This window comes from Cellulomonas sp. NS3 (assembly GCF_024757985.1).
In the GTDB taxonomy this organism is placed as follows: domain Bacteria; phylum Actinomycetota; class Actinomycetes; order Actinomycetales; family Cellulomonadaceae; genus Cellulomonas_A.
In genome coordinates, this window is record NZ_CP103289.1 from 3,556,729 (window position 1) to 3,581,476 (window position 24,748).

The window sequence follows — 24,748 nt, forward strand, 5'->3', positions numbered from 1 at the left end:
GCCGGGTCAGGACCCCGGGCGCGCCACCGCCTCGACCGTGTGACCCGTCGCGCCCGCGAGCACCGCGAGCACGGCGTCCCCGTAGCGCTCCGCGGTGAACCGCAGGTCCGCCTCGGCGCGACCGGCGGCGGCGAGCGCGTGCGCCCGGGCGGGGTCGTCGAGCAGCGACGCCACGGCGTCCGCCAGCGCGGCGGCGTCCCCGGGCGGGACGAGCAGGCCCGTGCGTCCGTCGTCGACCACCTCGGCCAGGCCCTGCACGCGCGTGGCGACGACCGGGCGGCGCGCGAGCATCGCCTCGACAGCGGTGTTGCCGAACGGCTCGAGGCGCGACGGGACCAGCACGACGTCGGCGGACGCGAGCTCGGGCCACGTCGGGTGCACGTACCCGGCGAGCGTCACGCGACCGGCGAGGTCCGGGCGGCCCGCACGCGCACGCAGCTCCTCCTCGAACCACTCGTAGCCCGGGAAGACCGTGCCGCAGACGGTGAGCGTCACGTCCCGGCCCGCCGCGGTGAGCAGCGCGGTCGCCTCGAGCGCGACGTCGATGCCCTTGCGCGGCGACAGCCGGGCGACGAGCGCGAGCCGCGCGGGGTCGCCCGGGGCGCGCTCGCGCAGCGGCGCGGGGCCCTCCGCGGGCCCGGGCATACCGTTGTGCACCACCACGACCGACGTCGCCAGCCGGGGCACGACGTCGGTCACCGCGTCGCGCGCGGCGGCGCTGTTCGCGATCACGGACCGCGAGAGGAGCAGCGGGGCGGCGAGCGCGCGCCGCACCAGCCCGGGGTGCCCGTCCTCCGCCTCGTGCACGTGGCAGACCACCGGCCGGCGGGCGAGGCGCGCGGCGAGCACCCACTCGGGGATCGTCACCGTGTTGACGTAGACCAGCGCGGGGTCGACTCGGCGCACGAGCCGGCGCAGGCGCACCGTCGCGGCGAGCATCCGCCACGGCAGCCGCACGAGCTGGGCCGGACGCAGCAGCGCCTTGCGCAGCACGGGGTGGTCCACGACCTCGACGCGCGCGCCGCGCTCCTCGAGCAGCGGGACGAGCGGCCCGGACATCGGCAGGACGACGACGACGCGCCACCCGCCGCCGACGGCCGCGGTGATCGTCTCCAGCAGCTGGCGGTCGGAGCCGTACAGGTCCGGGGACGGGTGCGCGACGAGCAGGGTGCGCGCGCTCACTCCGCGACCTCCGTGCGCGGTGCGCGCGTCTTGAGCAGCCGGGCGGGGACCCCGCCGTAGATGCCGTTCGGCGGGTAGGTGCCGGCCGCGACCACGGCACCGGCGGCGACGATGCAGCCGTCGCCGATCTGCGCGCCGTCGAGCACGGTGACCTTGGCCCCGATCCAGCACCCGGCGCCGACCCGGATGCCGGCGTGGGTCACGCCCTGCTCGCGGATCGGCACGTCGAGCCGGTCGGCGACGTGGTTCTCGGAGTGGAAGCTCACGAAGTTGCCGACGATCGTGTCGTCGCCGATGGTCACGCCGCCGGCGCACCCGTAGAAACTGTCGGTGCCGAGCCCGACCCGGCGCCCGACCGTCAGCCCGCGGCCGCGCTGGCGCAGGCTCCCGGTGCACTCGATGCGGGTGCCGCGGCCGACGGTGGTGTGGTCGCCCAGCCGGACGCCGTCGACCGAGAGCGCGTCGACGTAGGCGTCCGCGCCGATCGTGACGCCGCGTCCCACGAGGAGGTCGCCCTTGCTGCGGACCCGGGCCCGGGCGCCGACGGAGGGGCGCTCGGAGCGGCCCGGGAAGAGCACGAGACCGCGCACCTTCATCGCCACGCGCTCGATCACGACGTGCAGGAGGTACCCCGCGCCGATGCCCTCGTCGATGAGATAACTCTCATCTTTGGCCCGACTGGCGAAACGGCTGAGTACGGTGGCCACGCGGGCGCTCATCGCCCGCACTTCCGCGTTGTTGCGACGTCCATGCGTACACCCTGCCCCAATGTTCGATCCCAACCGAATAGCCCACGACAGAGTGTGAAACGTGTCACGCATCCGCGACAGGATGTAGCCGGACAGACGTCCGAACGTGCAGGTCGGGCCGCGCGCCGCGCCCGACGGGAGGCGTCGGAGCTGTCCGCACCGCGTGATCACGGGCCTGTCGGCCGTCACCCGGATGGCCTAGTGTCGTCCGGACGCGGCCGCCCCTGCGGCCCGGAACCCGCGACTCGACGCGTGATGCGTGCGCCCATTTCGGCTGCACCGAAAGAAAAAGGAGTGTCCCATGACGGGTAGACACGTGACCGGAGCGCCCGACCGGCGCTCGAAGCACCGGCGGCTCGCCCTCACCTCGGTGGGCACGCTCCTGCTGGCGTTCGTGCCGTGGACCGCCTCGCAGGCGTCCACCCCCGCCTCGACCCCCGCCGGCGCACCTCAGGTCGCCGCGACGACCGCCCCCGCCGCCCCCGCCGTCTCGGCCGTCGCCGCGGCGACCACCGCCCCCACGATCGCCGAGTTCACGCTCGCGTACGGCGCTGCGCGGACCGTGGCGCTGCCGTCCGCGCCGACGAACGCCACCTCCGTGACCCTCAAGGTGCGCGGCCGGTGGTCCTGGAAGCCGACCCGCGTCTCGCTGTGCGCCGGGTCGACCGCGACCCAGAGCTGCAAGAGCAACGTGGTCCTCACGACGCCCAAGCAGCGCGAGAAGACCGTGACCGTCACCCTGCCGCTGTCCGCGGACGCCAAGAACCGGGTCACCCTCTACAACGCCGACGCCAGCGTCCGGCTCCGCGCCGAGGTGCAGTCGTACACCACCCCGCCGCCCGCGGCCGCCCCGGCACCCGCGCCGGCGCCGACCCCGACCGCCACGGCGAAGCCGGCACCCAAGCCGACCGCGACCGCCACGGCAGCCCCCGCGCCGGCGCCTGCGACCCCGACCGGACCGGCCACGGCCGCGACCACCGGTGTCCCGTCCGGCACCGCGCTCACCACGCACGCGGGCGACCTCGTCATCACGCAGCCCGGCACCGTGATCGACGGGCTGGACATCCAGGGCGTCGTGTCCGTCAAGGCGGACAACGTGACGATCAAGCGCTCGATCGTCCGGGGCAAGAAGCTCACCGGGAACATGGGCCTCATCACCAACGACCTCGGCCGGTACCGCTTCGTGCTCGAGGACAGCGAGCTGCGCCCCAACGAGGCCTCCCCGTACGTCAACGGCATCATCGGCAGCAACTTCGAGGTGCGGCGCACCGAGATCTCGCGTGTCATCGACTCGGTGCACATCACCGGCTCGAACGTCCTCGTCGAGGACTCGTGGCTGCACGACAACCTCTTCTACGACAAGGACCCGAACCAGGGCGGCGGGCCCAGCCACGCCGACAGCGTGCAGATCCAGGGCGGCTCGAACATCACGTTCCGCCGCAACACGATCGAGGGCGCGTACTCCTCGGCCTTCCAGACGACCCAGGACCGTGACGTCGTCTCGGGCGTCACGATCCAGGGCAACAAGATCAACGGCGGTGGCTGCTCGGTGAACGTCGCGATCGGCAGCCGTCCGGCCATCGCCGGGCTCAAGGTCGCCGACAACGTGTTCGGTCTCGACACCCGGGTGCCCGAGTGCGCGATCATCGCGCCGTCGAGCGTCACGGTCGCGAACACGAACAACACGTACGTCAACGGTGCGGCGGTCAAGGTCTCGCGCGGGTCGTGAGCTCGTAGCACCCGCAGGACCGCACGGCGGAACCCGCGCGGAGCAGGACCACACGGCGGGGCAGCCTCTCGGGGCTGCCCCGCCGTCGTCGTGACACCCGCCGGTCGGGCAGGACGACAGCCCCAGCCGACGACATGAATTCTCGCGGCGCGCGACCGCGGCGCCCGGGTGGCGCAGATCACACGCGCGAATTCCTCAGCTCCCGCGCACGCCGACCGAGCGCATTCCCGCGCCGACCGGGCGCACGCCGCATATCCCCCGATCCCGCCCGACTATTCGGGCAGAACGCCCCAAAAAGGCGGCCACATCACGCTCGCGGGTGAGATATTTCACCGCCGAGCGGGTGAAGTTGCAGGTCACAGCCTTCACCCTCGACCACCGGCAACCGATTAGCCCCCATGAGTGAGAACGCTCACTTACGGGTGTCGCGCCGATGGCCTACTGTCCCCTTCCGGGAACGCGGTCGCTGGAAGCGACCATAGCCACGCTGACGAGCATGGGATGTGCGTTCCGTCCGGAATGCACCTGATGAGGAGAAATTGTCATGTTCGCAGCACCCCTGCACCGATCACGCACCACGCGCCGCTCCCGCGGGCTGGCGCTCGCCGCCGTCGGCGCGCTCCTGCTCACGGCCGCGCCGAGCGTGGCGGCCCAGGCTGCTCCGGTCCCGCTCAGCGCCGTGACGAACACCGGTGCCGCGATCCCCGGGTTCACGCTCTCGTACAACTCCTCGAAGGTCGTCGCGCTGCCGTCGGTGCCCGCCGGTGCCACCGCCGTGACGATGACGCTCCAGGGCCGCTGGTCGTGGAAGCCCACGCGCCTGTCGGTCTGCGCGGGCTCCACGCTCACGACGGCCTGCAAGAGCAACGTCGTGCTGACGACCCCCGTCCAGGACGAGGGCAGCACCACCTTCACGCTCCCGCTGCCGTCCTCGGCCGCCGGCAAGGTCACCGTCTACAACCTCGAGGCGAGCGTCCGCGTCGCCCTGAGCGTCGCGAGCTTCGAGGTCCCGGGCACGACGCCCGCCCCGACGCCGAAGCCCACCGCGACCGCGACGCCGACCCCCACCGCGACGCCCAAGCCCACGGCCACCCCGACGCCGGCTCCCGCGCAGCCGCAGTTCGCGACCGCCGCCTCGACGGGCGTGCCGGCCGGGACGGCGCTCAAGGTCGTCACCGGTGACCTGGTCGTCACCACGCCGGGCGCCGTCGTCGACGCCGTCGACGTCCGCGGGTTCATCAAGGTCAAGGCGCCGAACGTCACGATCAAGCGCTCGATCGTCCGCGGCCGCCCCCTCACCGGCAGCTTCGCGCTCATCACGAACGACACCGGGGCGTACCCCTTCACGGTCGAGGACAGCGAGCTGATCGCGACCGAGGCCTCGCCGTGGATCAACGGGATCATCGGGCACAACTTCACGGTCCGCCGCACCGAGATCGCCAACGTCATCGACTCGGTCCACATCACCGGCTCGAACGTGGTGCTCGAGAACTCCTGGCTGCACGGGAACCTGTTCTACGCGCAGGACCCGAACCAGAAGGGCGGCCCGAGCCACGCCGACAGCATCCAGATCCAGGGCGGGTCGAACATGACCTTCCGCGGCAACACGATCGACGGCGCGTACTCCTCGGCGATGCAGACCACGCAGGACCGCGCCGCGGTCTCGAACGTCACGGTCACCGGCAACAAGATCGACGGCGGCGGCTGCTCGATCAACATCGCGATCGGCTCGACCTACGGCGCGATCAAGGGCTTCAACGCCTCCAACAACGTCTTCGGGACCGCGCAGCGGCACACGAAGTGCGCGATCGTCGCGCCGACCAGCGTCACGGTCGGCAACGTCAACAACGTGTTCACCGACGGCACCGCGGTGAGGATCACCAAGGGCGCCTGAGCCCGGCGGTCCCCGGACCCCAGCGACGACGACGGCGGGGCAGGCTCCTCAGGGAGCCTGCCCCGCCGTCGTCGTGCGAGCCGCGGCCGTGCGAGCCGGTCGTCGTGCGAGCCGGTCGTGCGCCGCTCCGTGTCAGTACGCCCCGGAGCCGGACAGGACCGCGCGGCCGGTCTTCCACAGGATCATGAGGTCCATCGTGACCGACCAGTTGTCGACGTACCGCAGGTCGAGCCGCACCGAGTCCTCCCAGGCGAGGTCCGCCCGGCCGCTGACCTGCCACAGACCCGTGAGGCCCGGACGCACGCGCAGCCGGCGGCGCACCGCGTCGGGGTACGCCTGGACCTCCTCGAGCAGCGGCGGACGGGGGCCGACGAGCGACATGTCGCCCTTGATGATGTTGAGCAGCTGCGGGAGCTCGTCGATCGAGAACCGGCGCAGGACCCGGCCGACCGGCGTGATGCGCGGGTCGGCGTGCATCTTGAACATGAGGCCGTCGCGGTCGCTCGACTCGAGCAGCCCCTCGCGCACCCGGTCGGCGTCCGCGACCATCGTGCGGAGCTTCCACATCGTGAACGTCCGACCGTCGACCCCGACGCGCGTCTGGCGGTAGAACGCCCCGCCCTTCGAGGTCAGGGCGACCGCCGCCGCGGCACCGAGGATCACCGGCGAGGCGACGAGCAGCGCGAGCACACTGAGCGTGCGGTCCATGACCGACTTGGCGAGCAGGCGCTCCCGCGGCGCCTCGATCTCGACCTGGAGCAGCGACAGACCCGCCGTGGGGCGGACCGTCAGGCGCGGGCTCGCGACCTCGACGATGTCCGGCGCCACGACGAGGTGCGCACCGGCGCGGCCGAGCGCCCACGAGAGCCGGCGCAGCGCGTCGCCGCTCAGCGACGAGCCCGTGACGATGACGACCTCTGCCGCGCGGTCTGCCACGACCTGGACCACGTCCGCGATCGCTCCCAGGACCGGGACCCCGCCGACGTCGCCGCCGGGCTGGGCCTCCGGGAGGCACATGCCCTCGATCTGGTAGCCGTGGTGCGTCGCCCCGCCGAGGTTGCGCGTGACCCGCAGCGCCGACGCGGCGTCGCCGACCACGACCGTGCGCATCATCGCCTGGCCCTGCATGCGCTGACGGTGCAGCCGGCGGCGGTGCACGTGCCGGACCCACCACGAGAGCACCGCGAGGACCGGGACCCCGACCACCACGAGCGAGCGCGGCACCGGGGCGCTGAGCAGGAACCCGAGGACCATGAGCGCGCCGGCGAGGTGCAGGGTGCCGCGCAGCACCGACTGGAACTCCCGCGGGCCGTCACCGAGCGCGGAGCGCTGGTACCCCTTGGCGGTCGCCACGAACGCCACGAACGCGAGCGCGCCGGCAACGGCCCAGGCGGCGCTCGCGAGCGTGTAGCCCGCCGACCAGCCGAGGACGGCGAACGTCACGCCGGCCGCGAGGACCGCGTCGAGCAGGACGGCGGTGCGGGCGTACGCCACGCTCGCGCGCGCCCACCGCATCGGGTAGGTGGTCTCGTCGGAGTTGTACGGCGTCGGTCGCCGCTCGAACGGGAGGTCGGAGGCCCAGGAGCGGCGGGCCTCGATCGACCGCGCACGACGCTCCTGCGTCCATTCCGACTCGTCCAGCCCTGGTTCTGCCGTCAGCGTCATACGTCCCCCGTCCAGCGCTGAATGTGCTGGTGAAAGGGTAGGACGACCTCCTGGGCGTAACAACGCCAAATGTCCGATTTCACCCGATGCCGAGGCATCCGGGTGAACCGTGGGTGACGATCCGGTGAGCCGGTCAGCCCTTGGTGTGGACGCGCAGCTGGGCCTTCTCGAGCCCGTCGACGACGACGAGCTCGACCGCGTCCGCCGCCGCGTCGACGAGCCACGGCAGGTCCTTGCGCTCGGCCGCCGAGAAGTCGCGCAGCACGAAGTCGGCCGGGTCCATGCGACCCGGCGGCCGGCCGACGCCGACGCGGACGCGGACGTAGTCCTTCGTGCCGAGCGCCTTGGACGTGTCGCGCAGCCCGTTGTGCCCGCCCTCGCCGCCCCCGCGCTTGAGCTTCAGCTCCGCGTACGGGATGTCGAGCTCGTCGTGCACCATCACCACGCGCTCGGGCGGCACGTCGTAGTACTGCGCGAGCGAGGCGACGGGCCCGCCCGAGACGTTCATGTACGTCGTCGGCTTCGCCAGCACGACGCGCGGGCCGGGCGCACCGCCGGGGAGCGTCCCGAGCCGGGTCTCGGCGACGACGGCCTGCGGGCGGCGCGAGAGGATCCCGCCGCGCGACCCGAAGCTCGAGCCGGTGCGCCGCGCGAGCTCGTCGAGCACCATCTGGCCGACGTTGTGGCGGTTCCCGGCGTACTGCGCACCGGGGTTGCCGAGGCCCACGACGAGCCAGGGGTCCTCGGTCATGGCGGTCCTTCCGATCGGTCGGGTGCCCGGGGCGACGCAGCGGCGCCCGGCACCGAGACGGTACCGGGCGCCGTGGTGCGTCCGAGCGGGGCGGTGCGCGAGCGCGTCACCCCGTGCGTGTGGTGGCTCAGGCCTCCGCGGCGGCGGCCGAGGCGGCCGACTGCGAGGCGGCGATGTCGGCCGCGACGGCGTCGGCCTCGCGGTCGGCGGCCGTGGCCTGGGGCGCGGTGATCGCGACGATGACGGCGTCGGCGTCCGTGACGAGCGTCGAGCCCTGCGGGAGCGTCAGCTCGCCGGCCGTGACCGTGGCGCCGGCCTCGAGGCCCTCGATCGAGACCTCGACGGACTGCGGCAGGTGCGTCGCCTCGGCCTCGAGGGTGACGGTCTGGTGCTCGACGATGTGGATGGTGCCCGAGAACGACTCGCCGGTGATGACGACGGGGATCTCGACGGAGACCGTCTCGCCCTGCTTCACGATGAGCAGGTCGACGTGCTCGATGACGTTGCGGACGGGCTCGCGCTGGACGTCCTTGGTGATCGCGAGGGTCGTCTTGCCGTCGATCTCGATCGCGAAGAGCGCGTTGGCGTGCTTGAGCGCGAGGAACGTCTCGTGGCCCGGCAGCGACACGTGCAGCGGGTCCGAGCCGTGCCCGTAGAGGACGGCGGGGATGCGGCCGGCACGGCGCGTGCGGCGCGCGGCGCCCTTGCCGAAATCGGTGCGGGTGGTGGCGACGAGCTTGACCTCGGACACGATGACTCCCAAGTGAGGACGGTGGTGCAGGGCAGCGAGCAGGGGGACGCGCCGTCCGGGGAGGACGGCCGCCGCTGATGATGGTCAGCGCAGGACGAGCAGGTGGTGGCCTCGACGCGGGGCGCAGGACGGGCACGCGGAGGCATCCGCCCAGTCGATCACGGAGATCGTGGTCCGATCGTGCGGGATGGGCATCCCGCGACCTGACCGTCCGACGTCCCTCGCCGAGGCAACCTGACGATCTTACCCGCCCGGGGCCAGGACCCCAAGCCGGTCGAGGGGTGAGCCCCGGCCGGCCCGGCGGCGGGCGCCGCGTCCGGCGGCGTGTCGGTCGTGCGGGAGGGTCAGGCCTGGCCGTCGAACAGCGACGTGACCGAGCCGTCGTCGAAGACCTCGCGGATCGCGCGCGCGATGAGCGGGGCGATCGAGAGCACGGTGAGCTGCTCGAAGCGACGGTCGTCGGCGATCGGCAGGGTGTCCGTGATGATGATCTCGCGCGCGCCGCACTGCGACAGCCGGTCGATCGCGGGGTCCGAGAGCACCCCGTGCGTCGCCGCGACGATGACGTCCTTGGCGCCGGCCTCGAGCAGGACCCGCACCGCGCCGGTGATCGTGCCGGCCGTGTCGATGAGGTCGTCGACGAGCACGCAGCTGCGGCCCTCGACGTCACCGACGACGCGGTTCGCCTTCGTCGAGTTGGGCCGGTTGATGTCGCGGGTCTTGTGCACGAACGCGAGCGGGCCGCCGCCGAGCTTCGCGGCCCACTGCTCGGCGACGCGGATGCGGCCGGCGTCGGGCGAGACGACCGTGACGTTCGTCGTGTCGACGCGCGTGCGGACGTACTCGGTGAGGATCGGCATCGCCCACAGGTGGTCGACCGGGCCGTCGAAGAAGCCCTGGATCTGGGCCGCGTGCAGGTCGACGCTCATCATCCGGTCGGCGCCCGCGGTCCGGAACAGGTCGGCCATGAGCCGCGCGGAGATCGGCTCGCGGCCGCGGTGCTTCTTGTCCTGGCGGGCGTAGCCGTAGAAGGGCGCGACGACCGTGATGGTCTTGGCCGAGGCGCGCTTGAGCGCGTCGACCATGAGCAGCTGCTCCATGAGCCACTGGTTGATCGGCGCCGCGTGGCTCTGCAGGACGAACGCGTCCGAGCCGCGCACCGACTCCCCGAACCGCACGTAGATCTCGCCGTTCGCGAAGTCGTAGGCGGTGGTGGGGACGAGCGAGGTCCCGAGCTCCTCGGCGACCGAGGTCGCCAGCTCCGGGTGGGCGCGGCCCGAGACGAGCACCAGCCGTCGCTCGCCGTCGTTCGACACGGTCCCGATCATCGTGCGGTGTCCTTCGTGTCGGCCGGCAGGTCGTGGATCTCCGCGGGGTGGTCCGGGAGCGTCGGTGGAGGCGTGGGGGCCTGACCTGCGGCGGCCCGCTGGGCGCGCTCGAGCTCGAGGCGCGCCTGCGGCGAGAGGTCCTCGGTGCTGCGGTCGCCGAGGGCGCGCGCGGCGGCCTCGGCGGCGGGCGTGCCGGCGCGTGCGCGCAGGACCCACGCGTCGATCGTGCGCTGCGGCCCGGCGCTCACCGCGAGCGCCCCCGGCGGGACGTCGCGCCGGATGACGCTGCCCGCCCCGGTGTACGCGCCGTCGCCGACCGTGACCGGGGCGACGAACATGTTGTCCGAGCCCGTGCGGGCGTACGAGCCGATCGTCGTGCGGTGCTTGTTCACGCCGTCGTAGTTCACGAAGACGCTCGCGGCACCGATGTTCGTCTCGACGCCGATCGTCGCGTCCCCGACGTACGACAGGTGCGGGACCTTCGAGCCCTCGCCGATCTGCGCGTTCTTGGTCTCGACGAACGTGCCGATCTTGCCGCGGTCGCCCAGGTCCGTGCCGGGCCGCAGGTAGGCGAACGGGCCGACCGTGGCGCCCGCCCCGACGACCGCGCCCGAGCCGTGCGTGCGCACGACGCTCGCGCCCGCGCCGACCGTGACGTCCGTGAGCGTGGTGTCCGGGCCGACCGTCGCGCCCTCGCCGACCGTCGTGGCGCCGTGCAGCTGGGTCCCCGGCAGGAGCGTCACGTCGCGCGCGAGCTGGACGTCGACGTCGACCCACGTGGTCGCCGGGTCGACGACCGTGACGCCCTCGCGCATCCAGTCCTCGAGCAGCCGGCGGTTGAGCTCCGCCCGCAGCGCCGCGAGCTGGACGCGGTCGTTGACGCCCTCGACCAGCAGCGGGTCGTCGGTGCGCAGCGCGCGCACGCGCCCGCCGTCGGCCCGCGCGATCGCGAGCACGTCGGTCAGGTACACCTCGCCCTGCGCGTTGTCGCGGCCCAGGCGGCCGAGCGCCGAGCGGAGCACGCCCGAGTCGAAGACGTAGACCGACGAGTTGATCTCGCGGATCGCGCGCTGCTCCTCGTCGGCGTCCTTCTCCTCGACGATCCCGAGCACGTCGGCCGTGCCGGCCTCCCGCAGGATGCGGCCGTACCCGGTCGGGTCGTCGACCTCGGTCGTGAGGACCGTGACGGCGTTGCCGTCCGCGACGTGCGCGGCGAGCAGCTCCGCGAGCGTGTCGCCGTCGAGCAGCGGGACGTCGCCCGCGAGCACGACGACGGCACCCTCGACCTGCGAGCCCGCGGCGCTGCCGCCGGGGCCCGGGCCGTCGACCGCGGCGGCCTGCTCGGCCTGGGCCGCGGCGTCGAGCACCGACAGCGCGCACTGCACGGCGCGGCCGGTCCCCGGGATCGCGTCCTGGTCGGCGAGCAGGACCGTGGGGTCGAGCTCCCGGGCGTGCGCGGCGACGCGCTCCCGCTCGTGGCGGACGACGACGGTCACCCGCGCCGGCTCGAGCCGGCGGGCCGCGGCGAGCGCGTGCCCGAGCAGGCTCCGGCCGGCGATCGTGTGCAGGACCTTGGGTGTCGCCGAGCGCATCCGGGTGCCCTCACCTGCGGCAAGGACGACGACGGCGGCTGGGCGGGGGGTGGTCACCTGTGGGTGCTCCTCGCGGACTGCCCGAAGGCTCGGGCGGCGGATCTGGCGCGAGTGCACTCTACCGCCGCGCGGAGGGCCCCCCGCGCCGCCACCTGCCGCCGCGGGTCGCGCGGGGGTCGGACGGGTGGTCGGGGTGCCCGGTTGGCCCGGATCGCCGGGTTCGGCCGTGCGACGGCTCGGACTCGCTCCGCCCCCAGGATTCGAACCCGGACCGCAAGGCACCAAAGGCCTGCGTGCTGCCGTTACACCAGGGCGGATCGTCGGCTCGCCGCGCACGGCACCGACACGGGCCGAGGCCGACCGGCGCGGACCGCCGTCGGCCGACCAGTCTGCCAGCCGCAGCCGCCGCGGTCCCCGCGGGGGCTGCGATGATGGGCGCGTGGCTACCGAGACGAGGCGGACGACGCGCGCACGCATGACAGGCGTGCAGCGGCGCGAGCAGCTGCTCGACGTGAGCCGTCGACTGTTCGCGGAGAAGGGCTTCGAGCTCACGAGCGTCGAGGAGATCGCCGCGCGCGCCGAGGTCTCCAAGCCCGTCGTGTACGAGCACTTCGGCGGCAAGGAGGGCGTCTACGCCGTCGTCGTCGACCGGGAGATCCGCGCGCTCACCGGGGCGCTCACCGCGGCGCTCGCCGGCGGCGGCCACCCCAAGGTGCTCGTCGAGCGCACCGCGCTCGCGCTCCTGACCTACATCGAGACGTCGACCGACGGGTTCCAGATCCTCGTGCGCGACTCGCCCGTCGCGCAGGCGACCGGCACGTTCTCGAGCCTCATCGGCGACGTCGCGACCCAGGTCGAGCACCTGCTCGCCGACCAGTTCAAGCGCCAGGGCCTCGACCCCAAGACGGCCCCGATCTACGCGCAGATGCTCGTGGGCATGGTCGCGCTGACCGGGCAGCACTGGCTCGACGCGCGCCGCCCCGGGAAGGCCGACGTCGCGGCACACCTCGTGAACCTCGCGTGGAACGGGCTGTCGGGGCTCGAGCGCCGCCCGACGCTCACGTCGACCGAGAGCTGACGCCGCGCCGCCGGCGGCAGCCCGCCAGGTATCTCGATGTCGAGTAACCTCGCGCCATGACGGCTCGAGCGGCGCACGGACGGGGCGACGAGCCCGCGCGTGCGCCGGCTGCCGGGACGGACGCCACCCGGACCGGGGTGCGGGACGAGGTCGACCGGATCGTCGAGGCGTGGGGGCGCGAGCGCCCGGACCTCGACGTCACGCCGCTCACCGTCCTCTCGCGCGTCAGCCGCCTCGCTCGGCACCTCGACCTGGCCCGGCGCGGCGCGTTCGCGCGCCACGAGCTCGAGACGTGGGAGTTCGACGTGCTGTCCGCGCTGCGGCGCGCGGGCGCGCCCTACCGGCTCTCTCCCGGCGCGCTGCTGACCCAGACGCTCGTCACGAGCGGCACCATGACGAACCGCATCGACCGGCTCGCCGAGCGCGGGCTCGTCGAGCGCCAGCCGTCCCCGGAGGACCGGCGCGGGGTGCTCGTGCAGCTCACCGGCACGGGGCTCGCACGGGTCGACGCGGCGTTCAGCGACCTGCTCGACGTCGAGCGCCGGCTGCTCGCGGTGCTCTCCGAGGCCGAGCACGCGACGCTCGCGACCCTGCTGCGGGACGTGGTCGCCCCGTTCGACGCCCCCTGACGCGGGCTCTCAGCCGGCCGTCTCCGCCGCCTCGAGCCACGCCTCCTCGAGCTCCTCCCGCTCGGCCGCGAGCGCCCGCAGCTCGGCGTCGAGCGCGAGGACGGCCTGGTGGTCGGTCGCCTGCGCCGCCATCTTCTCGTGCAGCTTCCCCTCGAGCTCCGTGATCTTCGCGAGCCGGCGCTCGATGCGCTGGGTCTCCTTGCGGGCGGCGCGCTGGTCGGCCGCGGACGGCGCCGCCGTGCCCCCGTCGCCCGCGCCGTCCGACGGCCCGGTGCCCGCGGGGGCGCCGGTGTCCGTGCTCAGCGCGCCCGGGGCCCCCGAGCCGCCACCGCCGGCCGTCGCCGCCCGCCGCAGCTCGAGGTACTGCTCGACGCCGCCGGGCAGGTCGCGCACCCGGCCGTCGCCGAGCAGCGCGACCTGACGGTCGCACACGCGCTCGAGCAGGTACCGGTCGTGCGAGACGACGATCAGGGTGCCGGGCCAGCCGTCGAGCAGGTCCTCGAGCGCCGCGAGCGTGTCCGTGTCCAGGTCGTTGGTCGGCTCGTCGAGCAGCAGGACGTTGGGCTCCCCGACGAGCAGGCGCAGGAGCTGCAGGCGCCGGCGCTCGCCGCCCGAGAGGTCGCGCACCGGCGTGCGTGCGCGCTCCTTGGTGAACCCGAGGCGCTCGACGAGCTGCGCGGCGGTGAGCTCCTTGCCGCCCGCGACGACGGTGCGCTTCTCGCGCTCGACGACCTCGACGACCCGCAGCTCCCGCAGCTCGTCGAGGTCCTCGACGTCCTGGGTCAGCTCGGCGACCTGGACGGTCTTGCCGCGCTTGACCCGACCGCTCGTCGGCTCGAGGCGGCCCGAGAGGAGCTTGAGCAGCGTCGTCTTGCCCGCGCCGTTGACGCCGACGACCCCGTACCGGTCCCCCGGCCCGAGCCGCCAGGTCACGTCGTCGAGCAGCGTGCGCGTCGTCGCCTGGCCGGTCGCGTCGTCGGGCGCGTCGAAGCGCAGCGTGACGTCCTCCAGGTCGAGCACGTCCTTGCCGAGCCGGCTCGTCGCCATGCGTGTCAGCTCGAGGCGGTCGCGGGGCGGCGGCTCGTCGGCGATGAGCTCGGCGGCGGCGTCGAGGCGGAACTTGGGCTTCGAGGTCCGCGCCGGGGCGCCGCGGCGCAGCCACGCGAGCTCCTTGCGCAGCAGGTTCTGGCGCTTCTCCTCGGTGACCGACGCGCTGCGCTGGCGCTCGGCGCGTGCGAGCACGTACGCCGCGTAGCCGCCGTCGTACTGCTCGACCGAGCCGTCGTTGACCTCCCACGTCCGCGTGCAGACCGCGTCGAGGAACCAGCGGTCGTGCGTGACGACCACGAGCGCCCCGGTGCCGCGCGCGTAGCGGGCCACGAGGTGCTCGGCGAGCCACGCGACGCCCTCGACGTCGAGGTGGTTGGTCGGCTCGTCGAGCGCGAGGACCTCGTGGTCGCGCACGAGCAGCGCCGCGAGCGCGACACGGCGGCGCTGGCCGCCCGAGAGGTTCGCGACGTCGTCGGTCAGGTCGAGGTCGGCCAGGAGCCCGGCGTGCACCGACCGGACGCGGGGGTCGCGTGCCCACGTGTGCTCGTCGGCGTCGCCGTGCACGATCTCGCGGACCGTCGCGCCCGGGGGCAGCTCGTCGCGCTGGTCGAGCAGCGCGACACGGACCCCGCCCGCGCGCGTCACGCGGCCGGAGTCGGCGGGCTGCAGGCCGGCGAGGACCCGCAGCAGCGTCGACTTCCCGGCGCCGTTGGGGCCGACGACGCCGACGCGCATCCCGTCGTCGACGCCGATGCTCAGGTCGTCGAGGAGCGTGCGGGTACCGAGGGTGAGCGACACGGAGTCCGCTCCGAGCAGGTGGGCCATCAGGTTCTTCCGCTGGGGGTGGGGTGCGGGTGCACGACCAGGCGAGGGTACGCGGGCGGCGACGTGGGCCGCCGTCCGGTGCCACCCCTGGGGCGGGCGACCTCAGACGACGGTCGCGTGAGCCGCAGGTCGGCTCACTCGGGCCCGGAGGTGACGACGCGCGCGCCGGGGACGGGGCCCACCGCGGTGAGCACCGAGTCGGCGACGCCCGCCGCGGTCATCGCCGCGGCGATGACGAGCGCGTGCTGGCGGCTGCGGGCCAGCGCGGCGATCGTCGGCCCGGAGCCCGAGACGACGACGCCGAGCGCACCGGCGTCCTCGGCCACCGCGAGGGGCTCGGCGAGGTTCGGGGCGAGCTCGAGCGCGGCCGGCTGGAGGTCGTTGTGCAGCGCCCGCCCGAGCGCCCGGGGGTCGCCCGCGCGCAGCGCCTGCATGAGCGCGACCTCGGTCTCGTGGCCGCCGCCGCCCATGTGCAGCTCGTCGAACGCCGCGTACACGGCCGGGGTCGAGAGGCCCTCGTCCTGCACCGCGAACGCCCAGTGGTACTCGCCGCGGCACAGCGCGGGGGTCAGCAGGTCGCCGCGGCCGGACCCGACCGCCGTGTGGCCGAGCAGCCCGAACGGCACGTCCGAGCCGAGCGACGCCGCGAGCTCGTGGAGCTCGTCGCGCGGGAGGCCCGTGCGCCAGTGCGCGTCGCACGCGATGAGCGCGGCCGCGGCGTCGGCGGAGCCGCCCGCCATGCCACCCGCGACCGGGACCCCCTTGTGCACGTGCAGGTGCACGCCCTCGTCGATCCCGGCGTGGTCGGCGAGCGCGCGAGCGGCCCGCAGCGCGAGGTTGGTCCCGTCGGTCGGCACGAGGTGAGCCTGCGGGCCGGTCACCGAGAGGGACAGCCCCTCGGCCGGAGTCGCGACGACGTCCTCGTACACCGAGACGGCCTGGAACACCGTCGCGAGCGGGTGGTAGCCGTCGGCCTCACGCCGCCCGACGCGCAGCGACAGGTTGACCTTGCCGGGTGCGCGGACCCGGACCTCACGGTCGGCGCGGATCTCCGTGGGGCTCGACGTCACGGTTCCACTGTGCCAGGTCCGCCCGGCGGCGGCGCGGAGGCGTCGGCGAGCGCGGCGTCGGCGAGCGCGGCGTCGGCGGGCGACACCTCGGCGGGCGCGGCGTCGGCGAGCGCCGCGGCGATCCGCGCGAACCCGTCCACGTCGACGCGCTCGCCGCGGGCCTGCGGGTCGACGCCGGCCGCCTCGAGCGCCGCGACGGCGGCGTCGGCCGAGCCCGCGAGACCGGCCAGCGCCGAGCGCAGCATCTTGCGCCGCTGCGCGAACGCGGTGTCGACGACAGTGAACACGTGCTCGCGCGTCGCGGACGTGCTCGGCGGCTCCCGGCGGTCGAGGCGCACGAGCGCGGAGTCGACGTTCGGCACCGGCCAGAACACGCTGCGCCCGATCGTGGAGGTGCGGCGCGCGTCGGCGTACCAGGCGACCTTCGCGGACGGGACGCCGTAGACCCGGCTGCCGGGCGGCGCGGCGAGCCGGTCGGCGACCTCGGCCTGGACCATGACGAGCACGCGCTCGAGCGTCGGGAAGCGCTCGAGGAACGTCAGCAGCACCGGCACCGAGACGTTGTACGGCAGGTTCGCGACGAGGGCCGTCGGCGGGCGCCCGGGCAGCGCCCGCACGTCGAGCGCGTCCGCCAGCACGATCGTCAGCCGCGCGGCCGCGTCGACGTCCGCGTCCGCGACGGGGCGGTCGCCCGCGTGCGGGCCGGAGACGACGAGCCCCGGGACGTGCGCCCGCGCCGTCCCGGGCAGCAGCCGCGCGAGCACCGGGTCGATCTCGACCGCGAGCACGTCGGCGCCCGCCTCGAGCAGCCCGAGGGTCAGGGACCCGAGCCCCGGGCCGATCTCGACGACGCGCTCCCCCGGCTGCACGGCCGCCTGCCGGACGATCTTGCGCACCGTCCCGCCGTCGAGCACGAAGTTCTGCCCGAGGGTCTTGGTGGGACGGATGCCCGCGCGCTCGGCGAGCTGCCGGATCTCCGCGGGCCCGAGCAGGGGTCCGGGGGTGTCGGTCATGCGCAGGAGCCTAACCGCGAACCACAGGCGCCCGGCGGGGACGACGACGCCCCGCCGCCGCTGCAGTCAGCGAGGGCGCGGCGTCGACGGTCGATCAGGCGAACAGGTTCTTCCCGCAGTGCGGCCACTGGCCGGCACCCGAGCGGTTGTAGAGCATCTTGGCGCGCGCCGTCTGCTCCTCCGCCGACGCGTCGGACGGGAGGCCGGCACCGCCGACCGCCTGCCACGTCGCGACCGAGAACTGGTACAGCCCGTGGTACTTGCCGGTCGAGGAGACGATCGACGGGTTGCCGCCGGACTCGCACTTCGCGAGCGCGGCCCAGTTCAGCGAGTCGGCGTCGCCACCCGCCGTGACCGGGGACCCGGTCGCCGGCGCGGACTCGGCAGCCGGAGCCGCAGGGGCCTTGGGCGTCGCCGCCGGGCGCGCCTTGGTGCCGACCGCGACGACCTCGTCGACCGGGGCCTGCGTGACCTGGTCCGAGACCGGCTCGCGCGCGGTCTCCACGCCGTCGACGGTGGTGACGCGCTCGACGACCGTGCGGACGCCCACGGCGCCCTCGGTCACGACGGCCTTCTGGCCGACGTAGCGCTCGGCGTCGTCCTGCGTGACCGAGGCGAACGGGAGCTCGACCGTCGTGGTCACGTCCTGCACCACGACGCGGCTCACCACGACGGCCACGCGGCCGTCGGCGCCGGGGCGGACGACGACGGTGTCGCGCTCGGTGAGCACGACGCCGAGCCGCTCGAGCGCCGTCGCGACGTCCGTGACGCCGTCGGGCACCGGGAGCGTGCGGCCGTCGACGAGCACGTCGGCCGCGCCGTCGAGGGTCAGGTCGCCGGCGAGGAACGGGCGGCCGGTGCCGTTGGAGCGCGACGCGACGAGCTGCACGTCCGTGCCGCGGCCCGCGAGCGCGTCGAGCGCCTCGTCGGCGCTGAGGGCGGTGGTCCAGACGGACTCGTCCACGCCGTCGGTGCGGACGGTCACGAGGCGCGCGTGGCGCACGACGACGTCGGAGCCGTCCTGCAGCGCCCCGTCGGGGGCGACGGTGTCGCGCGTGCCGACGGTGACGTCGTGCTCCTCGAGGAGTCCTTCGACGCTGCCGGCGAAGGTCGTGACCTCGGTCTCGACGCCGTCGACGTCGAGCGTGACGGTCTTGTGCGCCTGGGCCGTGACGGCCGTGCCGGTCGCGAGGACCAGGGCCGCGGAGAGGGCGGCGACGAGGCGGAGGCGGGCGCGGCCCGAGTCGGCGGACCCGGTGAGGCGCGAGCGCAGGGAGGGGGTGTCGGTGAGCTGGGGCTCGGCGGCTGTCTCGGCGGTGTCGCCGGCGGGGGTCAGGGAGGGGAAGCGCACACGGTTCCAGACGTCGGTGGTCCCGGGCACGGGGAGCGGACGCACCGCACGCGGCGCACGGCGGTGCCCCGTCGCCCGAGGGCCGGTGGCTCTGCGCGTCCTGGAGGGAGGACGTGCCCGTCGTTCCCGGATCCCCGATCCGGCCGTCAACGGCTCACGCGGAGGCGCGTGGGCCCGTCGCCCGCGGTCCTGGCCGGGTGCCCACGAGGGACGTCCGGCCGGTGCAGCGACACGCGACCGTAACCGACCCGTGATGTGGCGCCCAACCCTCTGTGCGCGAGATCACCCCGCGGGGCAGGCCGATACCGGCACAGAGACGGACATACTGGACGGCTGCGCACACGTCGCCGGCGCCGCACCGGTGTGCGGCGCGACCCGTTCGTCGGACGCCGCGGCTGCCGCCCGCGCGGACCGGCGTCTGCTCGGCCGGCCCACCGCCGACCGGTCAGGAGCGGGCCCGCCGGACGGGCGCCGGCCCGTGCCTCGGGACCGGCCGGTGGCTCAGTACCAGCCCTTGGCCTGCGAGTGCGCCCACGCCCCGCACGGGTCGCCGTACCGGCCCTCGATGTAGTTCAGGCCCCACGTGATCTGGGTCGCCGGGTTGGTGCGCCAGTCGTCCGCGACGGTCGCCATCTTGCTGCCCGGCAGCGACTGCGGGATGCCGTACGCGCCGGAGGACTTGTTCTCGGCGTTCACCCGCCAGCCGCTCTCCTTCTTCCAGAGGGCGAGCAGGCACGCGAACTGGTCGTCGCCGTACCCGCGGGCGGCCGCCATCTCCTTGCCCAGCGCCTGCGCCGTACCCGGCTCGACCGCGACGGTCGACGGGTCCGGCAGCTCGGCGGTGCCGACCCGTACGACCTGGTCGACGGGGGCGACCGTGACGGCCGACGCGAGCACGGTCCGCTCGACGACGGCGCCGCCCACGAGCGACGTCGCGTACGTCGTCTGCCGCTGACCGGCCCGGCCCTTGGTCTCGACGACCTTCTGGCCCTTGACGAGCTCGGGGTCCTCGACCTCGAGGGTCTGGAACGGCACGACCTCGGTGACGGTCTGGTCGCCCTGGCTCGCGCGCGTGACGAGCACGACGAGGCCGTCGACCGCCGTCGCGTCGAGCGGGACGGACACGTGGTCGCCCTCCTCGAGCACGAGGCCGATCTCCCGGAGCGCCTCGCGGACCGTCGGGGCGCTGCTCACGCCGTCGATGACCTGCCCGTCGACCACGAGGTGGAGCGTCTTCTCGGTCGAGACGCGCAGCACGTCGCGCCCGAGCGACGCCGACCGCGAGGCCGACAGCAGCGTGTCGCCGCCGCGCAGGCCGAGGCCCTCGACAGCCTCCCCCACCGTGAGCGCCGTGGTCCACACGGTCTTCTGCGCGCCGTCGATCTCGACCTCGAGCTCGCGTCCGTGGCGCACGACGACCTGGGCCCCGCTCGTGATGTGCTCGTCGAGCGCGGGTGCGACGAGGTCCCCCTCGCCCACCTCGATCTCGGCGCCCGCGAGCACGTCGGCGACGGTGCGGCCGAACGCGGTGACCTCGACCGGCGTGCCGTCCACGTCCACCGTGACGGACTTGTGCAGCACCGCGAACGCGCTCGTGCCGCCGGCGACCAGCGCGAGCACGACGCCCTGAGCGGCGAGGCGGACCGGGCGCGAGACCCTGCGGGCCGCCGGAGCCGAGGCCGGGCGCTCCGGGCCGCCGCCCGTGCGCCGGGGAGGCCCGGGGACCGCCGTGCGCGTCTGCGCCCGCTCGAGCGCCGCACGCTCGCGCCGCGTCGTCGGCATCGCGTCGGGCTCGGGCACGGGCGTCCTCTCGGTCCTCGGTGGGTGCTGCGCCGGCGGTGCTTGCGGGGACCGCGGCGCCCCGAAGGGCACCGTCCCGCGCGCGGCTGTCCGACCGTAACCGATCCGTGACCGCGGCGGGTAGCGGAACCCGGACGCTTGTCCGGGTTCGCCGGGACGTCTCACCCCGTGGCCGGTCTCAGGCGGGGCCGTACACCGCCTCGGACGTCGCGCTCAGCGTGCGGCACAGCACGTCGAGCCCGACGCCGCGCTCGGCGGCGACCCGGCGGACGGTGAGGCCGAGGAGGTACGGCGCGTTCGGCCGCCCGCGCAGCGGGTGCGCCGTCAGGTACGGCGCGTCGGTCTCGACGAGCACCCGGTCGAGCGGGACCGCCCGCAGCGCCGCCCGCAGCTCGTCGTTCGCGCCGAACGTCACCGGGCCGGCGAACGAGAGGTACCAGCCGCGGTCCGCGCACAGCCGCGCCATCTCGGCGTCGCCCGAGAAGCAGTGGAAGACGGTGCGCTCCGGCGCACCGTCGCGCTCCAGGACCTCGAGCACCTCGGCGTGCGCGTCGCGGTCGTGGATCTGCAGCGCGAGACCGAGCTCCTTGGCCAGCGCGACGTGCGCGCGGAAGGCGGCGACCTGCACCTCGCGACCCCGCGGGCCGGCGCGGAAGTGGTCCAGCCCCGTCTCGCCGACCGCCCGCACGCGCGGGTTGGTGCGGGCGACCTCGGCGACGCGGGCGATCGCCGCGTCGAGGTCGAGGTCGTGGCGGGGGTCGAGCGCGGGGTCGAGGCCGTCGGGCGCGACCTCGAGGACCCGGGCGTGCAGCACGGCCTCGTTGGGGTGGATCGCGACGGCGCCAAGCAGCCGGACACCCGCGAGGCCGTCGGGGTGCGCCCGCAGCAGCGCGTCGGTCCACCCGATCGCGTCGACGTCGCAGCCGACCTGGACGAGGGCCGTGACGCCGGCTGCCGCCGCCCGGCCGAGGTGGTCCTCGAGGGTGCGGCGCCCGCCGTCCGCGCCCGCGTCGTGGGGCACGTCGAACGCCAGCACGCTCTCGAGGTGCGTGTGGTTGTCCCAGACCGGGGACGGCAGCGGCTCGGGGTCGGCCGGCCAGCCGCGCTCGCGGCTGCGCGACCGGCTCACTGCTCGGCCGGCTCCTCGATCCGCGGGAACAGCGACGCGCCCTTGGTCACCGTGGTGCCGGCCGGGAGCACGCCGAAGCGGCCCGCGTCCGCGACCGGCTGCGCGCCGAGCGCCCCGAGCGCCTGCTCGGCGCCGAGCGCCGCCCACAGCGACTGCGCGGCGCGCGGGGTCACCGGGTGCAGCAGCACCGCGAGCGAGCGCAGGGCCTCCGCGGCGGTCACGAGGATCGTCGCGAGCCGTCCGCCGGCGACACCGAGCCCGCCCTCGCCGACCTCGCCGGGCGCCTTGGCGACCTTCCACGGCTCCTGCTCGGTCAGGTACAGGTTGGTCGCGTCGACGAGCGTCCACACCGCGCCGATGGCCTCGTGCAGCGCGAGCCGGTCGATCGCCGCCTCCGCATCGGCGACCGCGCGCGCGGCGACCTCGGCGAGCGCCTCCTCGGCGGGCGTGAGCGGGCCGGCCGCGGGCAGCGAGCCGCCGAAGTTCTTCGCGATCATCGCCGTGACGCGGGACGCGAGGTTGCCGAAGCCGTTCGCGAGCTCGGAGGTGTACCGAGCGTGCAGGTCCTCCCACGAGAACGAGCCGTCCTGCCCGAACGCGATCGCGCGCAGGAAGTAGTAGCGGAACGCGTCGGACCCGAACGTGTCGATGATCTGGCTCGGCGCGATGCCCGTGAGCTTGGACTTGCTCATCTTCTCGCCGCCGACGAGGAGCCAGCCGTGCGCGAAGACCTGCCCGGGCAGCGGGAGCCCCGCGGCCATGAGCATCGCGGGCCAGATGACGGCGTGGAACCGCAGGATGTCCTTGCCGACGAGGTGCACGTCGGCGGGCCAGACCCGCTCGAACCGCGCCTTCTCCTCCGGGTCGTCCGACCCGAGCCCGACGGCGGTCGCGTAGTTGAGCAGCGCGTCGAACCACACGTAGAGCACGTGGCTCGTGTCCCACGGGATCGGGATGCCCCAGTCGAAGGTGTTCCGCGAGATCGACAGGTCCTGCAGGCCCTGCCGCACGAACGCCAGCACCTCGTTGCGCGCGCTCGCGGGCTGCACGAACGTCGGGTTGGCCTCGTAGAACTCCAGCAGGCGCTCGGTGTACGCGCTCATGCGGAAGAAGTAGTTCTGCTCGGAGAGCATCTCGACGGGCCTGCCGTGGATCGGGCAGACCTTCTGGCCCTCGTACTCGCCGGTGCCGTCGAGCAGCTCGCCGGGGAGCTTGTACTCCTCGCAGCCCACGCAGTACGGGCCCTCGTAGGAGCCCGCGTAGATCTCGCCCTTGTCGTGCAGGTCCTGGATGAACGACTGCACGCGCGTGGTGTGGCGCTCCTGCGTCGTGCGGATGAAGTCGTCGTTGACGACGTCGAGCGTCTGCAGGACGGGCTGCCACTGGCTCTCGACGAGCCGGTCGGCCCACTCCTGCGGGCTCACGCCGTTCGCCTCGGCGGTGCGCATGACCTTCTGCCCGTGCTCGTCGGTCCCCGTGAGGAACCAGACCTGCTCCTGGCGCTGGCGGTGCCAGCGGGTGAGGACGTCGGCCGCGACCGTCGTGTACGCGTGCCCGATGTGGGGGGCGTCGTTGACGTAGTAGATCGGCGTGGTCAGGTAGAAGGACGAGCGGGACTCGGGCATGGCGACATCGTAGGCGGGGGCCGTGCGGCGGGTCGTCGTGATTCACGCCGGCGCGTGCCCCGGCTCGTCCGGCGTCGGTGCCCCCTCAGCGGCACGCCGACGCCCCGCCGCACGACCGGGAGGGTCGGCGCCGGGGCGTCGGTCGTCGAGCGCCGTCAGGTCGCCGTGCACCGCAGGGTCGGCGTGCCGGGCGACGCGCCGCTGACCTGGAAGCCGAACGTCGTCGAGGCGTTCGGTGCGAGCGAGCCGTTGTACGACTCGTTGCGGACCGTCTCGTTCGACCCGCTCTGCGTGAGCCGGCCGTTCCACAGGCTGCTGATCGTCTGGCCGTTCGGGTACGTCCACGTGACGGTCCAGCCGGAGATGGCCGACGACCCCGAGCTGCGCACCGTGACCGAGCCCTGCGAGCCGCCCTGCCACGAGTTGACCGTCGAGTACGTCGCCGTGCAGGCGCCCGCGCCCGTCGGCGGCGGGGTCGTCGGGGGCGGGGTCGTGGGCGGGGGCGTCGTCGGCGGCGGGGTGCTGCCACCCGTCGTCACCGAGAAGTTGTTCACGGCGAGCCCCGTCCCGCCGATCCACGGCTCGAAGCCGGCCTGGATGCTCGTCAGCCACCACGCGCTCGACCCCAGCCCGCGGCTGACCACGTCGTCCCAGAAGGTCTTGACGTTGAAGCTCAGGCTGGTCGTGGGCGTCGTCCGCACGTAGGAGATGACGTTCCAGCCGATGTTGCCGGACCACACCTCCCACGTCGCACCGTTGAGGTTCGCGGTGCCGACGCGCGAGCCGATCGGCTGGATCGAGCCCTGGCGGTTGAGCCAGATCATCAGCTCGGCACCGTTGTTCTGGCCGGTCGTCGACGTCGGCCGGCTCTGGTGGAACCAGATGTCGTACGCGGCGTTGTACGTGCCGCTGCTCGGGTAGCTCATGCTCACGCTGGTCGAGATGCCCGCGAACGCGGGGTCGCTCGCCTGGAGCCCGTTGGTCAGGATGTTGCCGCTCGTCGAGCAGACGCCGTAGTGGCAGCCGTAGTAGACGGTCGGGTACGACTTCGGGCTGCCGTTCGTGGGGTTGCTCCCGTCGGCCTGGGTGACCCGGAAGCCGGTCGCGGTCGTGTCGATGCACTGCGTCGCGCTGCTGCCCCAGCGGTTGTTGCCGACGATGTAGCGGCCGTTCTGGATCGGCGCGCTGCCGTACTGCTCGCAGATCACGGCGGCGGTCGCGGGTGCGGCCGCGACGAGCGCGGACACGCCGAGCCCGAGGCTCAGCGGGCCCGTCAGGAAGGTCGTGCGTAGGGATCTCATGTCGCTCCTTGGTCCGTGCGCGGACGGCGAGGAAGGTGCGTGGCACCGCGGGGGTGCGGGCCGGCGGGCGGTCGACGGCGCGGCGCTGCGCCGGGGTGCCCTCGGCCATGCAAGCACCGCGCCGCCGCGGGCGCGCGACGCGAATCGATTCAGCATCGAGCAGCACCCGGACCGCCGAGACGTCCGCGTACGGGCGTCGCGGCTCCCCGCTCCTCTCGCGCGCCCGCCGGCCTGCC

At 74.2% G+C, this 24,748-nt stretch carries 20 protein-coding genes and 1 tRNA gene; 4 read left to right on the forward strand and 17 right to left on the reverse strand.

From position 1 onward, the window contains the following. Nucleotides 1-6: 6 nt before the first annotated feature. A complete protein-coding gene (locus NXY84_RS16140) occupies nucleotides 7-1,182 on the reverse strand; it encodes a glycosyltransferase (protein WP_258724063.1) in 1,176 nt (391 codons plus the stop codon). Further along, nucleotides 1,179-1,901 (reverse strand): acyltransferase, encoded by a 723-nt coding sequence (locus tag NXY84_RS16145; RefSeq protein ID WP_258724064.1) that lies wholly within the window; start codon nucleotides 1,899-1,901, stop codon nucleotides 1,179-1,181. The genes NXY84_RS16140 and NXY84_RS16145 overlap by 4 nt, the downstream gene beginning before the upstream one ends. A gap of 331 nt (nucleotides 1,902-2,232) precedes the next feature. Here NXY84_RS16145 and NXY84_RS16150 point away from each other — a divergent pair, with 331 nt between their 5' ends. Further along, entirely contained in the window at nucleotides 2,233-3,660 is a 1,428-nt protein-coding gene (locus tag NXY84_RS16150) for a hypothetical protein (protein WP_258724065.1), read from the forward strand. Between the two features lie 195 nt (nucleotides 3,661-3,855). Here NXY84_RS16150 and NXY84_RS16155 read toward each other — a convergent pair whose 3' ends face one another. Continuing rightward, a complete protein-coding gene (locus tag NXY84_RS16155) occupies nucleotides 3,856-4,020 on the reverse strand; it encodes a hypothetical protein (RefSeq protein WP_258724066.1) in 165 nt (54 codons plus the stop codon). A 184-nt stretch (nucleotides 4,021-4,204) separates the two neighbouring features. Between NXY84_RS16155 and NXY84_RS16160 the strand changes: the two genes are divergently transcribed. Beyond that, nucleotides 4,205-5,554, forward strand: a complete 1,350-nt coding sequence (locus NXY84_RS16160) for a hypothetical protein (RefSeq protein ID WP_258724067.1) — start codon at nucleotides 4,205-4,207, stop codon at nucleotides 5,552-5,554. A gap of 132 nt (nucleotides 5,555-5,686) precedes the next feature. Here the strand turns inward: NXY84_RS16160 and NXY84_RS16165 are convergent, their stop codons facing one another. The 6 genes from NXY84_RS16165 to NXY84_RS16190 form a co-directional block, all read right to left on the reverse strand. Beyond that, complete coding sequence (locus NXY84_RS16165) at nucleotides 5,687-7,219, reverse strand: sugar transferase (protein WP_258724068.1); 1,533 nt, start codon at nucleotides 7,217-7,219, stop codon at nucleotides 5,687-5,689. A 133-nt stretch (nucleotides 7,220-7,352) separates the two neighbouring features. After that, complete coding sequence (gene pth / locus NXY84_RS16170; RefSeq protein WP_258724069.1) at nucleotides 7,353-7,970, reverse strand: aminoacyl-tRNA hydrolase; 618 nt, start codon at nucleotides 7,968-7,970, stop codon at nucleotides 7,353-7,355. A 127-nt stretch (nucleotides 7,971-8,097) separates the two neighbouring features. Next, nucleotides 8,098-8,721 carry a 50S ribosomal protein L25/general stress protein Ctc gene (locus NXY84_RS16175; protein WP_258727247.1) on the reverse strand — a complete coding sequence of 208 codons (624 nt, stop codon included), beginning with the start codon at nucleotides 8,719-8,721 and terminating at the stop codon, nucleotides 8,098-8,100. Nucleotides 8,722-9,065: 344 nt separating this feature from the next. Next, nucleotides 9,066-10,049: a ribose-phosphate diphosphokinase gene (locus tag NXY84_RS16180; protein ID WP_034631234.1), complete on the reverse strand. Its 984-nt coding sequence runs from the start codon at nucleotides 10,047-10,049 to the stop codon at nucleotides 9,066-9,068. Further along, nucleotides 10,046-11,698, reverse strand: coding sequence for a bifunctional UDP-N-acetylglucosamine diphosphorylase/glucosamine-1-phosphate N-acetyltransferase GlmU (gene glmU / locus NXY84_RS16185; protein ID WP_258724070.1), 1,653 nt, complete (start codon nucleotides 11,696-11,698; stop codon nucleotides 10,046-10,048). The genes NXY84_RS16180 and glmU overlap by 4 nt, the downstream gene beginning before the upstream one ends. Nucleotides 11,699-11,886: 188 nt before the next feature. Beyond that, nucleotides 11,887-11,958 (reverse strand) — tRNA-Gln (locus tag NXY84_RS16190). A gap of 158 nt (nucleotides 11,959-12,116) precedes the next feature. Here NXY84_RS16190 and NXY84_RS16195 point away from each other — a divergent pair. Continuing rightward, the gene (locus tag NXY84_RS16195) at nucleotides 12,117-12,719 is read left to right on the forward strand and encodes a TetR/AcrR family transcriptional regulator (protein WP_258724071.1); all 603 of its coding nucleotides are present in this window, start codon (nucleotides 12,117-12,119) and stop codon (nucleotides 12,717-12,719) included. A gap of 56 nt (nucleotides 12,720-12,775) precedes the next feature. Next, nucleotides 12,776-13,348: a MarR family winged helix-turn-helix transcriptional regulator gene (locus NXY84_RS16200; RefSeq protein ID WP_309485006.1), complete on the forward strand. Its 573-nt coding sequence runs from the start codon at nucleotides 12,776-12,778 to the stop codon at nucleotides 13,346-13,348. 9 nt (nucleotides 13,349-13,357) lie between these two features. Here NXY84_RS16200 and NXY84_RS16205 read toward each other — a convergent pair whose 3' ends face one another. The 8 genes from NXY84_RS16205 to NXY84_RS16240 form a co-directional block, all read right to left on the reverse strand. Continuing rightward, nucleotides 13,358-15,223 (reverse strand): ABC-F family ATP-binding cassette domain-containing protein, encoded by a 1,866-nt coding sequence (locus NXY84_RS16205; RefSeq protein WP_258724072.1) that lies wholly within the window; start codon nucleotides 15,221-15,223, stop codon nucleotides 13,358-13,360. 134 nt (nucleotides 15,224-15,357) lie between these two features. Continuing rightward, nucleotides 15,358-16,293: a 4-(cytidine 5'-diphospho)-2-C-methyl-D-erythritol kinase gene (locus NXY84_RS16210; protein ID WP_258724073.1), complete on the reverse strand. Its 936-nt coding sequence runs from the start codon at nucleotides 16,291-16,293 to the stop codon at nucleotides 15,358-15,360. Then, the gene (rsmA, locus tag NXY84_RS16215) at nucleotides 16,290-17,306 is read right to left on the reverse strand and encodes a 16S rRNA (adenine(1518)-N(6)/adenine(1519)-N(6))-dimethyltransferase RsmA (protein WP_258724074.1); all 1,017 of its coding nucleotides are present in this window, start codon (nucleotides 17,304-17,306) and stop codon (nucleotides 16,290-16,292) included. Before rsmA ends, NXY84_RS16210 begins: the two co-directional genes overlap by 4 nt. Before the next feature lie 94 nt (nucleotides 17,307-17,400). Then, a complete protein-coding gene (locus NXY84_RS16220) occupies nucleotides 17,401-18,687 on the reverse strand; it encodes a resuscitation-promoting factor (protein ID WP_258724075.1) in 1,287 nt (428 codons plus the stop codon). A 471-nt stretch (nucleotides 18,688-19,158) separates the two neighbouring features. Next, nucleotides 19,159-20,457, reverse strand: coding sequence for a ubiquitin-like domain-containing protein (locus NXY84_RS16225; protein WP_258724076.1), 1,299 nt, complete (start codon nucleotides 20,455-20,457; stop codon nucleotides 19,159-19,161). A 178-nt stretch (nucleotides 20,458-20,635) separates the two neighbouring features. Continuing rightward, on the reverse strand, nucleotides 20,636-21,586 hold the full coding sequence (locus NXY84_RS16230) for a TatD family hydrolase (RefSeq protein WP_258724077.1): 951 nt from the start codon (nucleotides 21,584-21,586) through the stop codon (nucleotides 20,636-20,638). Continuing rightward, the gene (gene metG / locus NXY84_RS16235) at nucleotides 21,583-23,211 is read right to left on the reverse strand and encodes a methionine--tRNA ligase (protein WP_258724078.1); all 1,629 of its coding nucleotides are present in this window, start codon (nucleotides 23,209-23,211) and stop codon (nucleotides 21,583-21,585) included. Before metG ends, NXY84_RS16230 begins: the two co-directional genes overlap by 4 nt. A 155-nt stretch (nucleotides 23,212-23,366) precedes the next feature. Beyond that, nucleotides 23,367-24,512 carry a GH12 family glycosyl hydrolase domain-containing protein gene (locus tag NXY84_RS16240; RefSeq protein ID WP_258724079.1) on the reverse strand — a complete coding sequence of 382 codons (1,146 nt, stop codon included), beginning with the start codon at nucleotides 24,510-24,512 and terminating at the stop codon, nucleotides 23,367-23,369. Nucleotides 24,513-24,748 lie beyond the last annotated feature (236 nt).